At 29.2% G+C, this 17209-nt stretch carries 14 protein-coding genes; 4 read left to right on the top strand and 10 right to left on the bottom strand.

Going from position 1 to position 17209, the window contains the following annotated elements; translation table 11 throughout:
- Positions 1-37: 37 nt before the first annotated feature.
- From purC to B2S02_RS00715, 9 genes are all read right to left on the bottom strand, one after another.
- Positions 38-739 carry a phosphoribosylaminoimidazolesuccinocarboxamide synthase gene (gene purC / locus B2S02_RS00755; protein WP_035132920.1) on the bottom strand — a complete coding sequence of 234 codons (702 nt, stop codon included), beginning with the start codon at positions 737-739 and terminating at the stop codon, positions 38-40.
- Complete coding sequence (gene purE, locus B2S02_RS00750) at positions 739-1218, bottom strand: 5-(carboxyamino)imidazole ribonucleotide mutase (protein ID WP_346880247.1); 480 nt, start codon at positions 1216-1218, stop codon at positions 739-741. The genes purC and purE overlap by 1 nt, the downstream gene beginning before the upstream one ends.
- A 26-nt stretch (positions 1219-1244) precedes the next feature.
- Positions 1245-5015 carry a phosphoribosylformylglycinamidine synthase gene (locus tag B2S02_RS00745; RefSeq protein ID WP_346920138.1) on the bottom strand — a complete coding sequence of 1257 codons (3771 nt, stop codon included), beginning with the start codon at positions 5013-5015 and terminating at the stop codon, positions 1245-1247.
- 257 nt (positions 5016-5272) lie between these two features.
- Positions 5273-6220, bottom strand: coding sequence for an ROK family protein (locus tag B2S02_RS00740; protein WP_346848061.1), 948 nt, complete (start codon positions 6218-6220; stop codon positions 5273-5275).
- 95 nt (positions 6221-6315) lie between these two features.
- On the bottom strand, positions 6316-7074 hold the full coding sequence (locus tag B2S02_RS00735; protein ID WP_346848060.1) for a YdcF family protein: 759 nt from the start codon (positions 7072-7074) through the stop codon (positions 6316-6318).
- A complete protein-coding gene (locus B2S02_RS00730) occupies positions 7067-7522 on the bottom strand; it encodes a VanZ family protein (protein ID WP_346877468.1) in 456 nt (151 codons plus the stop codon). The genes B2S02_RS00735 and B2S02_RS00730 overlap by 8 nt, the downstream gene beginning before the upstream one ends.
- Positions 7523-7543: 21 nt before the next feature.
- Positions 7544-8941, bottom strand: a complete 1398-nt coding sequence (locus B2S02_RS00725) for a Sapep family Mn(2+)-dependent dipeptidase (RefSeq protein ID WP_346878793.1) — start codon at positions 8939-8941, stop codon at positions 7544-7546.
- Between the two features lie 481 nt (positions 8942-9422).
- Positions 9423-11072, bottom strand: coding sequence for a carbon starvation protein A (locus B2S02_RS00720; RefSeq protein ID WP_346920137.1), 1650 nt, complete (start codon positions 11070-11072; stop codon positions 9423-9425).
- 94 nt (positions 11073-11166) lie between these two features.
- Positions 11167-11679 (bottom strand): hypothetical protein, encoded by a 513-nt coding sequence (locus B2S02_RS00715; protein ID WP_346878792.1) that lies wholly within the window; start codon positions 11677-11679, stop codon positions 11167-11169.
- A gap of 248 nt (positions 11680-11927) precedes the next feature.
- Between B2S02_RS00715 and B2S02_RS00710 the strand changes: the two genes are divergently transcribed.
- The 3 genes from B2S02_RS00710 to B2S02_RS00700 all read left to right on the top strand — a co-directional run bounded on the left by B2S02_RS00710 (position 11928) and on the right by B2S02_RS00700 (position 15942).
- Positions 11928-13163, top strand: a complete 1236-nt coding sequence (locus B2S02_RS00710; RefSeq protein ID WP_346848056.1) for an aminopeptidase — start codon at positions 11928-11930, stop codon at positions 13161-13163.
- A gap of 236 nt (positions 13164-13399) precedes the next feature.
- Positions 13400-14104, top strand: coding sequence for a response regulator transcription factor (locus tag B2S02_RS00705; RefSeq protein ID WP_346848055.1), 705 nt, complete (start codon positions 13400-13402; stop codon positions 14102-14104).
- 14 nt (positions 14105-14118) lie between these two features.
- Positions 14119-15942: a HAMP domain-containing sensor histidine kinase gene (locus B2S02_RS00700; RefSeq protein ID WP_346848054.1), complete on the top strand. Its 1824-nt coding sequence runs from the start codon at positions 14119-14121 to the stop codon at positions 15940-15942.
- Positions 15943-16003: 61 nt separating this feature from the next.
- Here B2S02_RS00700 and B2S02_RS00695 read toward each other — a convergent pair whose 3' ends face one another.
- Positions 16004-16501 (bottom strand): metal-dependent transcriptional regulator, encoded by a 498-nt coding sequence (locus B2S02_RS00695; RefSeq protein ID WP_346848053.1) that lies wholly within the window; start codon positions 16499-16501, stop codon positions 16004-16006.
- A gap of 317 nt (positions 16502-16818) precedes the next feature.
- Between B2S02_RS00695 and B2S02_RS00690 the strand changes: the two genes are divergently transcribed.
- Complete coding sequence (locus B2S02_RS00690) at positions 16819-17085, top strand: FeoA family protein (protein WP_346848052.1); 267 nt, start codon at positions 16819-16821, stop codon at positions 17083-17085.
- Positions 17086-17209: the final 124 nt, after the last annotated feature.

Below are 17209 nucleotides of genomic sequence, written 5' to 3'. Positions count from 1 at the left end.
CTGTTTCCTCCTAAATAATACTCTTGCCAATGATTAATTACTTAATTCTTTCAAGCACCTTTGTATATCCTTCTACTAAATCTCCTAGCTCTCTTCTAAATCTATCTTTATCAAGCTTTTCTCCTGTTTTAAGATCCCATAATCTACATGTATCTGGAGAAACTTCATCTGCTAGTAATATTTGTCCATTAAGTTTTCCAAATTCCAATTTAAAATCTACTAATTTTATATCTTGATTCAAGAAAAATTCAGTAAGTATTTTATTTACTTTAGAAGCTTGGTCATATATATAATCTAGTTCCTCTTTTGTAACTATTCCTAAGGCCATAGCATGATAGTCATTCATTAAAGGGTCTCCTAAATCATCATTTTTATAACTAATTTCAAGTACTGTATTCTTAAGCTCTGTACCCTCTTCAACCCCATATCTCTTAGCCATACTTCCAGCAGCTATATTTCTAACTATAACTTCTAGTGGAATTATATCTACCTTCTTACATATTTGTTCTCTATCGCTAATTTTTTCAACAAAGTGAGTCTTTATTCCTTTTTCTTTTAACATTTCAAAGATTATGGAACTGATAGTATTATTTAGTATTCCCTTTGAAGCTATTGATGCCTTCTTCTCACCATTAAAAGCTGTTGCATCATCCTTGTAGTAAACAAGTACTTCATCTTCCTTTTCAGTTTTAAATATTCTCTTTGCTTTTCCTTCATAAATAAAATTTTTCATATCCATTATAATTCTACCCCCGCTTCATTTTCTTTTATAAAATTTTCTTTCATATTTTTTCTATATTCCTTTAACTTATGTTTAATTTCTGGGTACTTTACTGAAAGCATTTGTACTGCCATCATTCCACCGTTATAACTATTATTTATTCCTACAGTAGCCACTGGAATTGATTTTGGCATCTGTACTATTGAATAAAGAGAGTCCACGCCATTTATAGCTGCATTTATTGGAACCCCTATTACTGGTATAATAGTTTTTGAAGCTATAACTCCTGGAAGATGAGCTGCTAACCCTGCTCCAGCTATAATTGCTTCACAGCCTTCTTCCTCTAACTTTTTTAAAACCTCTGTTAATTTTTCTGGCACCCTATGAGCTGACAACACATGAGCTTGGAAAGGGATATTAAATTCTCTTAAGCATTTCGCTGCACCTCTCATTACCTCTGTGTCTGATTTACTTCCAAATATAATTGCTACCTTCATTTAATTCTCCTCCACATCTACAAATCTTATTTAAAATACTTAACTCCACTCTGGAAGATTTTCATATCATGTTCACCTAATACATTTTTAATAACACCATTTCCTACTCTCTCGCTATGAGCCATCTTTCCAAATACTCTTCCATCTATACTTGTGATTCCTTCAATTGCATATATAGATCCATTTGGATTAAAGTTTATATCATAGGTTGGATTACCACTATTATCTACATACTGAGTTGCAACCTGACCATTTTTAAATAATTCTCTTACCACATTTTCATTAGCAACAAATCTTCCTTCACCATGAGAAATTGGAACTTTATAAATTTCACCTTCATTACACTCACTAAGCCATGGTGATTTATTACTCACTATTTTAGTATTTACCATTGTACTTTGGTGACTTCCAATTAAATTATGGGTTAAAGTTGGACTATCTTCAGCAATATCTCTTATTTCTCCATAAGGTACAAGTCCTAGTTTTATAAGAGCTTGGAATCCATTGCAAATTCCTAGCATCAAGCCATCTCTATTGTTTAATAACTCCATAACAGCATTATTAACTCTTTCATTTCTAAATATGGCATTTATAAACTTACCTGAACCATCTGGCTCATCTCCCGCTGAAAATCCTCCAGGTAACATAATTATTTGAGATTCTTTTATACTTTTCTCCATATTCAATATAGATTGCCCTATATGTTCAGGAGATAAATTATTAAATATAACAGTTTCAACCAATGCTCCTGCTTTTAAGAAAGCCCTCTCACAATCATATTCACAGTTTGTTCCAGGGAAAATCGGAATAAGTACCTTAGGTTTTGCAATCTTAATCATTGGTGATACTTTTAAATTTTCATCTCTTTTGCTTCTATCAAATAAAATTTCGTCCTTCATTTCAAGATGATTTATTCTATCTTTTCCGTAGTTTTTATTGAAAATTTCTTCAAGGCCATCTTCATATGAACTAGCTAACTTATTTAAGTTAATTTTTTCATTTACTCTTACTATTGCATGTTTTTCTATTGTATCTCCAAGATAAATTATGTTTTCATTATCCATATTAAAATTCTGGTTAACTTCTAGTATGATAGATCCATACCCAAATCCTTGAAGCTGCTCCATAGATACTTTCTCATTTAACTCAATACCTATATTATTTCCAAAGCACATTTTAGAAATAGCTTCTAAAGCACCACCATAATTTATACTTCCACTTGCTAAAATTTTTCTTGACTTTATTAGTTCACTTACCAATCTATAGTTATTATTTAACACTTTAAAATCTGGAGTAAAATCTTCCTTTATAGGCGCATTTATAACTATAACTTTACTTCCAACTTTCTTAAAGTCATTACTTATTGTATTGTCTATGTTTCCTGTAGTCACAGCAAAACTTATTAATGTAGGTGGAACCTTTAGGTCTTTAAATGTTCCAGACATACTATCCTTGCCACCTATTGCTGCTATTTCTAAATTGTGCTGTGCATATAGTCCACCAAGTAATGCTGCAAATGGTTTTCCCCACTTTTTAGGGTCATCTCCTAACTTTTCAAAATACTCTTGGAAAGAAAGGTAAGTTCCATTTATATCTCCACCTAAAGCTACTAGTTTAGTAATACTCTCTACCACTGCATATAATGCTCCATGGAAGGGACTCCATTTCGAAATTTTAGGATTATAACCATGCGCCATTAAAGCTGTAGTAGTAGTCTCTCCATTTTCCACTGGTATCTTAAATACCATCCCATCCACTTGAGTTCTTTGAGTTTCTCCTCCATATGGCATTAATACTGTATTTCCTCCTATGGTGGAGTCAAATATATTCATAAGACCCCTTTGTGACATCACATTTAAGTCCTTAGACAATTCTTCAAAGGCTTCCTTTAGTGATAACTTAATATTTTTCTTGTTAAAGTAGTTATCTTCTTCTTTGGGTGCAGTAACCTGAACCTTACCATAAGTACTAACACCGTTTGTATCTAAGAAATCTCTCTTTAGATTAACTATTTCTGTTCCTTGCCATGTAATAATCATGGATTTTTCTTCAGTTACCATTGCCACTACTGTAGCTTCTAAATTTTCTTCCTCACAAAGAGTTATAAATTTCTTTACATCTTTTTGTGAAACCACTACAGCCATTCTTTCTTGTGACTCTGATATAGCTAATTCAGTTCCATCTAAACCTTCATATTTTTTCTTAACTTTATCTAAGTTAATTTTAATTCCATCAGCAAGTTCTCCAATTGCTACAGAAACTCCACCAGCGCCAAAATCATTACATCTCTTTATCAATGTTGTAACTTCATTTTTTCTAAATAATCTCTGGATTTTTCTCTCTGTAGGTGCATTCCCCTTTTGAACTTCTGAACTACAGTTGTCAATGGATTTTTCATTGTGCTCCTTAGATGATCCTGAGGCTCCACCAATTCCATCTCTTCCTGTTCTTCCTCCAAGTAATATTACTACATCTCCTGGAGTTGGTACTTCTCTAATAACATTTTTTGCAGGAGCTGCTCCAAGCACTGCTCCCACTTCCATTCTCTTAGCTACATACCCTTCATCATAAATTTCTCTTACATATCCTGTAGCAAGTCCAATTTGATTTCCATAGCTACTATATCCTTTTGCTGCTTCCTTCGTAATCTTTCTTTGCGGAAGCTTCCCTACTAAAGTTTCCTTTATGGCTTTTCTTGGGTCTCCAGAACCAGTAATTCTCATAGCTCCAAATACATAACTTCTACCTGATAGTGGATCTCTTATAGCTCCTCCAAGACAAGTTGAGGAGCCTCCAAAAGGTTCAATTTCTGTTGGATGATTATGCGTTTCGTTTTTAAACATTAGAAGATACTTTTCTAGCTTACCATTAACATCCACATCGATAACTATACTACATGCATTTATCTCTTCAGATTGATCTAATTTTTCAAGTTTTCCATCTTTTCTTAGCTTCTTCATAGCTATAACTGCCATATCCATCAAAGTTATTGGCTTTTCTCTATCTTTATATACTTCTCTTCTGTAGTTCTTATATACTTCGAACCCTTTTTTAACAGGCTCTATATACTTTCCTTCCTCAAAATCTACATCTGTTAATACTCTTTGAAAAGTAGTATGTCTACAGTGATCTGACCAATAAGTATCTAATACTTTTATTTCTGTAATTGTAGGATTTCTATCTTCTCTTTTAAAGTAATTTCTTATAAGAACTATATCTCCAATACTTAAAGATAACCCTTTTTCCTTTAAAAAATTCTGCAATTCACTTTCATTCATATTTATAAATCCATCTATTATCTCTACCTCTGATGGCAATTGTTGATCTTCCATTATAATTTCTTTTTTCTTTAGTGAACTTTCCTTAGAATCTACAGAATTTATATAATAACTCTTTATTTTTTTAATTTCTTCTTTGGTAACCTCTCCATATAAAGCTATTACTTTCGCTGTCTTAACTTGTGGAGCTTCCTTTTGTGTAATTAGTTGAATACATTGAGCTGCTGAATCAGCCCTTTGATCATACTGGCCTTCATGGTATTCAACTACAAAGTAATTACTTCCTTCTAAATCTATATTTTCCTCATATATATTATCGGTATTCTTTTCACTTAATACCGTATATTTTATTGCTTCCAACTCTTCATTTGTAATACCACAAATATCATATTTATTTATTAACCTTATATCATTTATGCTTTTTATTGATAATAAGTTTTTAACTTCTCTTAATAATTCTTGTGCATCCTTATTAAATTCTGATTTTTTTTCAACATAAATGGTGAATATTTTATTCATTTAACGTATCCCCCTTTAATATATACGAACATTATATAATATAATACATTTATTATTCGTCTTTATTTATATAATAATACAAACTTCAAAAAAAATAAACCTTTATTTGAAAATTTCATATTTTTTTTATATGTGCTATACATATAATTCAATTTTAGATTTTTTCGAAATATTTTATGGATAAATTGTGAATGAAATTAAAAGCACCTATGGAATACTATTTATATCCATAAATGCTTTTATTATATATATATTTTTTATCTATATTTACACAGAGAAGCTGCTCCTATAATACCACCATCATTTCCAATGCCAGATAATAAAATTTTCCCTACATCCATACCTTTATAATAAGTTATTTGAGATACTTTTTCCCTTAACATAGAAATAAAATACTCTCCTGCAGCTGATAAACCACCTCCTATTACAAAAACTTCAGGATCTACTATAGAAATAATATTCATAATTCCTATAGCTAAATAATTTGTCATTCTACCAATTACTTTACAAGCTACCTTGTCTCCTGCCTTAGCTTGGTCAAATATAACTTTTCCATCAATACTATTTAAATTACCTTTAACTTCAGTCATAATAGCTGAATCATTTCCTTCTTCAATCAGTTTTCTTGCATGCTTTATTATAGCTGTAGATGAGGAAAAGGTTTCTAAACATCCATTTCTCCCACAATTGCAATCATAATAATTTTCTCCCACTATCATATGCCCAATTTCAGAGCCTATTCCGTGGAACCCATCATATACATGTCCATTAATTATTATGCCTCCACCAATACCGGTTCCTAAGGTTAGTAAAACTCCCGTATGATAGCCTTTCATAGCTCCAACTACCAATTCAGCTACTCCAGCTACAGTAGCATCATTACCTACGAAAACCGGAATACTTAATTTCTCCTCAATAGCACTCTTGATATCTACATTATTCCACCTGAGATTTACACAATCAATTATGATTTGGCTTTTAGGATCCACTATTCCAGGTATACCTATTCCTATACCCTGTATATGAGATTTAGGTATATTATTAACATTTATAGTCTTAGAAATCAATGCTATTATATCTTCAATAATGTCATTGAATCCGTTTTCCCTTTTAGTAGGAATTGAATCTTTGTATATTAACTTATTATCACTATCCACAATACCAATTCCTACGTTAGTTCCCCCTAAATCTATTCCTATATACATATAAATCGCCTCCTATAGATCCTAATATACATATTATTAAATTAATTACGTTAATATTTTTCAATAATAAAATCAACATACAGTACTGTTTAACTTTATTTTATATAATGATAAATTAACTCCTTTACATAAGCAAAACTTTCTCTCACATAAAAATTCAATGATGTAATTATTTCATTTTTAGCACTATAACAATATATCTTTAATCCCGTATTAATTCCTATGTACTTAGCTCTAAACATGTGGAATCTATTGGTTATTAAGGTAACACTTATATTGTCCTTTTCTTTACTTTTATTCTCCATTATTACTTTTGAAAACTTAAAATTCTCATAGGTATTAGTAGACTTTTCTTCCATTATAATATTATTCTCATCTACTCCATTACTTACTAAATATCTCTTCATAGCAAGAGCTTCAGTGATATCCTCATCTTTACCCATGCCGCCACTAACTATAATAGGTATATTATCATGGATTTTATTATATTCTATAGCTTTATCTAGTCTAAAACGTAAAGATTTAGATATTTGTTCCTTATTTATTCCAGCTCCTAATACTAAAACATAATCTGTAATACGGTCATCCTCAATAGTGCCAGTATATATAATTAATCCTTCTAATACACAAAAAAATATAAGACCTATAGAAACAATTACAGTTAATACTTTTCCTGAGGAATTTTCTGTAAGGTTATTTTTTAAAATCCAATGAGTTATATAACTCAATATAGCTACTATTAGCCAGAACCCTGCAAAGGCTATATGGAAGTTAAATATCTTTAAAATACAATAATATATAATAGCAAACCATCCTATGTACACAAACATATGGTATAATTTAAACTTATTCATAAAATTGTCCTCTTTTCACTATTTTTATATGGGTAGCCATATAATTTACTATAAAGAATGTAACTACACCACTAAAATCAATTAGTACATCTCTTACTTCAGAGCTCCTACCTATAATAAAACTCTGCAAAAACTCATCGCTTAAAGCCACTAATATACAAGATAATAGAATAAAAGAGTTATTTTTCTTTTTATTGAAAGCTCCACAGGTGATTGTAACTAAACCACCCAAAATGAAATATTCTGTAAAATGAGCTCCCTTCCTAACTATCACAGTCAATACTTCCCCCTTAGATTCATCTAATTTTAAAGTACTTAATATAACATTTACTATTTTAGAGCTAGAACTTGAAGATTCCACCGCCGGTTGAGATGACATATAAAATATAAAGCTAATCCAGAAAATAGTTATAAGCAATAGTATGTTTTTTTTCTTAATATCCTCCACCCCTTTCAACAATTTTAAATTTTATTTCAATAGTTCATATATAGCCATAGCATATATTTCTACTAAATCCATAAATTCATCCAAAGTAATAAATTCATCAACTCCATAATCTAACCCCTTATTTTTAGGAAGTATAGGTCCAAAGGATACCAGGTTACTCAAGACTCTTGCATAGGTTCCTTTTGAACTTACGTAAGGCTGTGATTCTTCATCACCAGTAACTTCTCTATAAGCCTTCATAAGTTTTTTTACTACAAAGCTATCCTTAGAAAAGGAAACTGACCTTAGGTGACTTAGATTTTTTATTTCAAGAGAAGAATACTTAAAACCATCTTTAACTAATTCTAATACATCACTATATACATATGATATAGGATAGTTGATATTAACCTTTATATCAACTCTATCACTAGTTAAATTTATGGTGCTCACATTAAAAGTAAAGTTACCAGAATCTTCATCTTGTAATTTACAATTTATTTTTTCTCCATTGTATGAAGTAGAAATTAATCTATTATATTCATGAACAAATTCTCTTTTATCAATAAATTCCTCAAAATTCTCAAGAAACTTAAGTCCATAGGATATGGCATTTACTCCTTTATCCGGGTTGTTACTATCAGCTTCCTTACCTATAAATTCTATATTCATAAGTTTATTTTGACTTATAGTTTTATATTTTATGTTTTGAAGTTTTGAAAACCTTTTTAGCTCCGTTTCAATTTTATCTTTAAATATATCTTCACAACTAAGTATAATACTAATTTTAGACGGTACAGTATCTATACTTTGTCCTCCAACTATTTGTACTATATTGATAGGCGCATCAAAGCCACCTGAAAATTCCATATGAAGATCAAAATTCATTATACCCTTTTCTCCATATATAACAGGAAATACACCGTCTGGGGTAAACCCTATATCTGGAGCTACTTCATATTCCTTATAATAATTTATGCTTTTTATTCCAGTCTCCTTATCCGCCCCCACAATCATTCTAATTTTTTTTCCTTCTGGAATTAAATCTTCATCCTTTAAGAATTTCATAGCGTATAGACAAGCTATTAAAGGTGCCTTTGCCTTTACAATACCTCGTCCATATATCTTACCATCATAAATTTCTCCTGAAAATGGGGGTTTTGTCCACCCTGCTCCTTCTTCGTTCACATCTACATGACATAAAACACCAATTGTATAATCACCACATCCAGCATCTACTTGACCACAGTATCCGCAAAAGCTTTGACTTTTAAATCCCATATCTTTAGCTTTGTCTAACACAAACCTAAGACTCTTGTGAACTTCTTCCCCGAAAGGCATATTAGGCTTTTTATGAGAAGCTACACTTCTTATTTTTACCAATTCTATCAAATCTTTTATAATCTGCTCTTTATTTTCATCTATATGTTCCTTAAACATAAATAACTTTAGAAGTTTGTACCAATAAGTACTGTACTTACTAAAGTTCACCTCCTTATATTTGAAAAACTTTTATACCTTAAATAAACTGATTTCTTAGCTTCTCCGAAGCTTAGAAATCGTTATCCAGGGACATACCAACTCTTAACTCTCACTTTTAAAAAGAGGGAGTACTAGAACTGGTAGTCATCGGATAAATCCATTGTAAACTTATTCATTCCATTAATGAATTGTGTTAGTAATTTGTCGTTATATATATCCTATTAAATTCATTATTCATATTTATTTATAACATAAATATTCTCCAGATGAAATACTCTTATGCAACTCTTACGTAATTTCACAACAAAATTTTATTATATATGTATATCGTTACATAATAAATATTCTATTATACCATAATAAAAGAGTCTATTAATTAATTCATAAATAGGCTCTTTTACTGTAGATATTACTTTTTATTTTCTATAAAATATGCTAACTACTTTAATATAGTCTTATTAACATTTTTCTTTGAATTATTATTTCGTATTAATGTGTTATACGCTTCTATTATTAAGACTATAGCAAGAATAAATAGTATTAGTGCAATTATACCTAATATATAATTGGGAGTTGATGAGAAAATATAATCTTTAATTAATAGACCTAAAGCAGATAATGTTACAATAAACATTAATACCATGGGTATAATTGTAACTAAAGCTTTCTTTCCACTCTTAGTAAGCCATGCTGTTATTGCTAAAAGTGCAAGAGCTGCTAAAAGTTGATTAGCGGATCCGAATATTGGCCATATCTTATTATATCCATAAAGGATTAAACCAAAGGAAGCTAAAACAGTTATTCCAGTTGATACATACATGTTTTTGCTTATAATATTCTTTTTACCACCTTTTCCCTCACATAACTCTTGTAAAATATATCTTCCAATCCTAGTAGCTGTATCTAAGCTTGTAAGAGCAAAAGCTGAAAAGCACAAAGTAACAAACACTATACCTACTTGTTGAGGTATTCCGAATCCACTCATAAAATTAGCAACACCATTTGCAAATATAACAGCAGGTGTACCTTCTGCTTTGGTTACATAGCCTACAGCTATGAGAGCTATAACAGCTACTATACCTTCAATTAACATAGAACCATATCCTATAAGTTTAGCATCCGGCTCTTCTCTATCAATCTGTTTAGATGTGGTGCTTGAGCTCACAAGAGAATGGAAACCTGAAATAGCACCACAAGCAACAGTTACAAACAAGAATGGGAATAGAGTTTTTCCACCCATATTAAACCCATTAAAAGCAGCTAATTCCATAGCAGGTCTTTTTATTACTATTCCAAGCAGAGCACCTATAATGATTCCGTATAGTAGGAATGAGCATAAATAATCTCTTGGTTGTAATAATAACCAAACAGGTAATGTAGATGCTAAGAAAATATATATTAGTAATAATATTTGCCATCCAAGCTTTGACAACTTAATAATTGGAAATATATATCCTATATAAATACAAATTAATAATAGCACTATCCCTATTACTGAAGCTACTGATAACTTAGCACCTTTTTTGAACACACTAAATCCAAAAATCACTGCTAATACAATAAATAGCATAGATGCTGTTCCAGCTTGAGCTCCCATCAAATTTTCTGGAATAGCAGGATCATAAGCAAAGGTAGATGCACAAATATCTGTAAAAGCTGCTACTACCAATACAATTGTGACCCATCCAAATATATTAAATAATTTTTTTCCTTTCTCTCCAATGTTTACTTTAATAACTTCACCTATTGTTTTCCCATCATGCCTTACAGATGCAACTAATGATCCAAAATCATGAACTCCGCCTATAAAGATACTTCCTATGATTATCCACAATAATACAGGTAACCATCCAAATATAGCCGCTTGGATAGGTCCTGTGATTGGACCTGCTCCAGCTATAGATGAAAAATGGTGTCCAAGTAATACCTTTGAATTTGTTGGACAATAGTCTACATCATCCCTTAGTGTATGTGCTGGAGTTTTTCTTTTGGGATCAATCCCAAATTTTTTAGCAAGAAAGGCTCCATAAGTCACATAGGCTACAATGAATATAGCTATGCAAATTAATAATAAAGCTAATGAATTCATACCAAAACCCCCTTTATATTTAAAACAAGGTCATAAAATTATAAACCTTATTTTTAACTAAGTTATATTAAACAAAGAAAATGCCGATTATAGATTAATTTATATTAACCTTATCGAAGGATAAACTGTCAATTATATCTTTAGATATTTTATTATGATATATTTCACCGTTATTCAAATCTACTACAATAAGCCTTAAAATACTCCATCCATAAAAACTCATTCTATAATTCTTAGTATAATTAAATCTTTTAATTTTTCTCATAATATCTTCATCATTTATGTTTTTAGTCACAAGTATTCCAGTTATGTAGGTAGTTTTATGATTCTTGTGTGGATTAACTATACTTACCGTGCATTTCTTAAGATAATTTATAAAATCATCTAAAAATTTCTCATCAACTCTATCTTCACTGACTACCAAACAATGTTCATTACACTCATATTCATCAATTATTTTATTTTCAGAAATAAAGCTTCTTCCAAATTTCATATTCCAAATTCCATAAATATCTATCCTTTTATTCATTAGGCTCTTATTTATTTCTAAATGAAAATTATTAGAAAATACTTTTGCAAGATGATTTAAATAAATTAATTTATCCATATATCCTCCTAAAATATGTTATACTTATTTTTATGCTGATTTTTAGTGATTTATAATAATTATGAAAAATAAATGTAAATATTTCAAAATTATATTTATAATATCTTTTTAACATAAAAACCTATACTATAAAATAATTTTGTATAGAAATTTAATAGTTTTACATATATAATAAAAATGATTAATAATTTACTTTATTAGAATAATTTAAAATTATTACGCAATTATTAAGGAGATGATCTGAGTATATGAAAATAAATGATGAGTTATTAAAAAAATATGCAAAACTTAGTGTATCAATCGGTGTAAACGTACAACCTAATCAAATTCTTGTTATAAAATCACCTGTAGAATGCGTTAATTTCACGAGAATGATTGTTGACGAGGCCTATAAAATTGGCGCAAAAGAAGTTGTTGTTCATTGGAGTGATGAAGAATGTGCTAAACTCAAATATCTCAACTCCCCTATAGATGTTTTTGAATCATATCCAGATTGGATGAAAGAATCCATGCTCACCTATGCTAAAGATGGAGCTTGCTTTTTAAGTATAAGTGCATCAAATCCTGAACTACTAAAAGATGTAGATCCTAAAAAAATTGTAGCTTCACAAAAATCCTCTAGCATAGCTACAAGAGAATTTAGCGAAAGACTTATGAGTAATAAAAATTCTTGGTCTATAATAGCTCTACCAACTAAAGGTTGGGCAACTAAAGTATTCCCTAATCTTTCTGAGGATGAAGCAATAAATAAACTATGGGGAAACATATTTAATATAGTACGTGTGGATCAAGAAAATCCAGTTAAAGCTTGGGAGGATCACAAGAAAAATTTAATTAAAAAAATAAACTACCTTAATGAGAAAAATTTTAAATATCTTCACTACACCAACTCTCTAGGTACAGACTTAAATTTAGAGCTTGTGGATAATCACCTATGGATAGGTGGTGCAGAATACACTCCAGAGGGAATAGAATTTATTGCAAATATGCCTACAGAAGAAATCTTTTCAATGCCAAAGAAAACAGGAGTTAATGGTAAGGTCTTTAGCTCAAAACCTCTAAACTATGGTGGCAACCTAATTAATAACTTCTCTCTTACCTTTAAAGATGGTAGAGTTGTTGATTTTGAAGCTAAAGAAGGCTATGAGTCCTTAAAGTCATTAATTGAAACTGATGAAGGATCTCATTTCCTTGGAGAAGTTGCTTTAGTTCCATTTAACTCTCCTATTTCAAATTCCAATATAGTTTTCTTTAACACTCTATATGACGAAAATGCTTCATGTCACTTAGCCTTAGGTAAAGCATATAACTTATGTGTGAAAGATGGATCAAACAAAACTACTGAAGAAGTGTTAGCTCTAGGCGGCAATGACTCTTTGACTCATGTTGACTTCATGATAGGAACCTCTGATTTAAATATTACTGGAATTGGCTTTGATGGTTCAAAATCCCCTATATTTGTAAATGGTAATTGGGCTATATAATTATTAAATATCACTATATAAATTTAATCTCATATATATGTTTTTATTATCAACTTCAATGTAACTTATAGATAATTTATTAAGTTAAAATTATCTATGAGTTATTCTTTTTTTAGTTAAAATTATAGTTATTATAATTAGTAATAAAGTTTTAATACTTTTTGTGTATTTATGTTGTAAAATATTAATTGTAAATCATAAAAAATGTTTAAAAATAAAAGGTGGTGCTCAATAGTATGTCAAATTTCAATATTTTAGTAGTAGATGATGAAGTTGAAATATGTAATGCTATAGAAATATATTTAAAGCGTGAAGGCTTAAACGTGTTAAAGGCTTACGATGGAATTGAAGCTCTTCAAATTTTAGAAGAAGAAAAGATTCATTTAATATTATTAGATGTAATGATGCCAAAACTTGATGGTATAAAGACATGTTTAAGAATTAGAGAAAATAGAAATATACCTATAATAATTCTGTCTGCTAAATCTGAAAATCTTGATAAGATTATTGGATTAAATAGTGGTGCTGATGATTATATAACTAAACCTTTTAATCATCTTGAACTTATAGCTAGGGTTAAATCTCAACTAAGAAGATATGAAAAACCTCTTGATATAGAAAATGTAAATTTAAAAGATAAAATTATAATTAAAGACTTAATTATTGATACAACCCTAAAATCTGTAACCCTAAGGGATGAGCCTGTAAAACTGACAGCTACAGAATATGGAATATTACTATTACTAGCTTCTAATAACGGTAAAGTTTTTTCTATAAAAGAAATATATGAAAATGTATGGAAAGCTCCATTTTACCATAGTGAGAATACAGTAACTGTTCACATTAGAAGAATGCGTGAAAAAATTGAAATTAATTCTAAAGATCCAGAATATATAAAAGTTGTCTGGGGAGTTGGATATAAAATTGAAAATCCTAGTTAAAGGAGGGTTAAACCTTGACTTCTACTATTAAAAAATTAATTAAAAAATGGATTAATGCCTCTAACGAAAATATAAATTTAATTGAAATACTGATAGTTTTTATTATAGGTATAACTGTTCTTCCAAAATTTCTTCAAATAACTCTATCTGATTATGATAATTATACCAATAGATATAGTTTTTATGGAACTGCTATTATTAACGAAAAAACTTTTAAGAATGAGATGTTACAAAATGATGTCATCAATTTCAGAGAAAATTTACTAAGTGTTACAGAAGGATTTTCAAAAATTCTCTATTGTAAAACTGATAATGATGCAAAAGTTATACAAAACTCCTTAGAAACTTCTCTTATTGGTGATATTGGAGTTTTACTGATTGATAAAACTAATAATAGGTGGTTTTCTAATAGAAATTGGTTTTCAGATTATCCCTTCAATGAACTTCCACCTAAAGATGCATTAATAAAATTATCTAAAGAAGATGATGTGGTAGTTTATAGTTCTAATAATTTATCCCATTATTCAGCTCCAAGAGGTTACTACAATGGTGCATATACCTCTCCTAATGCTGAATTAGAGGAACTTTACTTTATTCGTGGTGCTAAATATAGTAGTATGGCAAACTTCATAAGACTTAGATTTTATTTTTCTATTCCTCTATTAATTATATTTATGATTTTGTTAACTAAACAATTTTTCTGTATTAAAATTTTTGGAATAAAAAAATATATACGTATTTTTAACAATTTACTTATTTTTAGGCTAATAAAATCTATTAATATTTTTTTTGTAAGTATTAAGGATGTATTTAAAAACTTATTTTTCGATACTACACTATTAGGACTTTTTATATTTTGGGTAATGTATTTTCCACTATCCTATGTGTTTAATTCTAATGATTACTTTTTTTACTTCAACAGGAATCTTAATAGTTTCCTTATAAAATCAACTTTTTTTATAATTATAGCAAGTACATGTGTTAGATATTTAGAGAGCATAAATAATAAGAATAATTTAATCAAATATCTTAAAAAAATTGAAGATGGAGATATGGATGTAGATATAAATGCTAAAAATCTTGGTAATTTATCCAACTTAGCAATGGAAATAAACAATTTAAAGGTAAGCTATAACAAGAAAGTTGAAGAAGGAATTCGAAGTGAGAAGTTAAAAACTGAACTTATAACTAATGTATCCCACGATTTAAAAACCCCATTAACTTCCATAGTAAATTATGTAGATATACTTAAAGATGAATCCCTTGATAAAAGCGAAATAAAGGATTATGTTACCATTCTAGATAATAAATCAACTAAACTTAAAAAGCTTGTTGAAGACTTATTTGAAATGTCAAAAATGAACTCTGGACAAATTATTTTAAATAAAAGCGATGTAGATATTGTAGAACTAATTCATCAGAGTCTAGGAGAACTAAGCTTTTTAGGTGAAAATAAGAGTCTTACCTTTAAAGTAATTGGAAATAAAGATTGTCACCTACACCTAGATGGTGCTAGAATTTCAAGAGTTATGGATAACTTAATATGCAATGCTATAAAATATTCACTTGAAAACTCTAGAATTTATCTTGAAGTTATTGAATGTGAAAAAGAATGTGAGATAATAGTAAAAAATATATCAAAATATGATTTAGATTTTAATGAAGATGATATTCTTGAACGATTTGTTAGAGGCGATAAATCTAGAAATTCTACAATAGATGGTTCTGGTTTAGGCCTTGCTATTTCTAAAACTATAGTAGAACTCCATAAAGGTACTCTTAAAGTGAAATGTGACGGAGACTTATTTAAGGTAATAATTAAACTTCCTAAATCTTAAAATATAAAATTAGATAAACTTTACAAAGCTACCTTAAAGCTATAGCGTTTAGGTAGCTTTTTTATATTTCCTCAATATCTTCATTCTTATAGTACTTTTCTCTAAATGTTCTATACTCATCTAAAATATTTTTATTATCTTCTATAAAGCAATTAAATATATTTAAATTCTCTACAGTATCACTACCTACCACATGCTCAATTAACTCTGTTTCTATGAGTATATCACTATCAGAGCCTAAAAATTTCAAAAACTTTTCTATTGTATTATGTCTGCATAAAAGATATTTACCTACCTTTATACCAAGAGCAGTAAGTCTTATAATTCCATACTTTTCATAATCAATCAAACCTAGCTTACCGAGCTTCTGCATCATCTTGGAGGCTGAAGAATCCCTAACATTTAGCATTGCAGACAGCTTATTAAGTCTTATATAATCCTCCCCTTCCATAGTGCATCTATAAAGCATCTCTACATAATCTTCCATGGATGCAGTGATTAATCTATCATCAAATAGCTTCTGTTCATATGCTCTAACTGTATAAAATTTTTTATCCACTTACTTTATCCTCCATATTCTATAAATTATATTTTGTTCCTTAACAAATTTTCAACCTTCCATTTCTATTACATATTTATTTAGATTATAAACACTAAAATATAAATAATTAAAAACTATTAAATATTTCTACTTTATTTTTAAAATAGTATTTTTAAAATAGTATCATGAATATATAAATAATCATATGTTAGAGTAGGGAAAGATTTTTTCCCTACTCTAACTAGTTAAATATATGATTAATTAAAAATAATTAGAAGTACTATAACTTACTTAATTAATTATAAATACAAAAAGTTTAAAAGGAGATTAACAGTATGAATAAAAATTCAAATGTTTATATAGAGTCATCTAGAATATTACCCTTAACAGATTTATCTATGGGCAAAAAATGCAAAGTAAAAACTCTTACCTCTAGTGGATCTATAAGACGCAGAATGCTTGATCTTGGACTTATATCCAATACAGAAATAGAAGTTCTTAATCAAAGTCCTTCTGGTGATCCTGTAGCTTATTTAATTCGTGGAGCAGTAATTGCAATTCGTAAAGAAGATGCTTCTAACATATTAGTTGAAGCACTTTAATGTGGTAAGCCTACTAAAGCATTTCATTATAAGAATAAAAATATATTAGTTTTATTCTTATTTGCAAAACATTATAGGCTTCAGATAGAATAGTAACTTCATCTGAAGCCTATTACTAGACATT

Source organism: Clostridium sp. UBA7339 (assembly GCF_002470865.1).
Lineage (GTDB): Bacteria > Bacillota > Clostridia > Clostridiales > Clostridiaceae > Clostridium_J > Clostridium_J sulfidigenes.
This window is presented reverse-complemented; position numbering and strand designations above follow the sequence as displayed.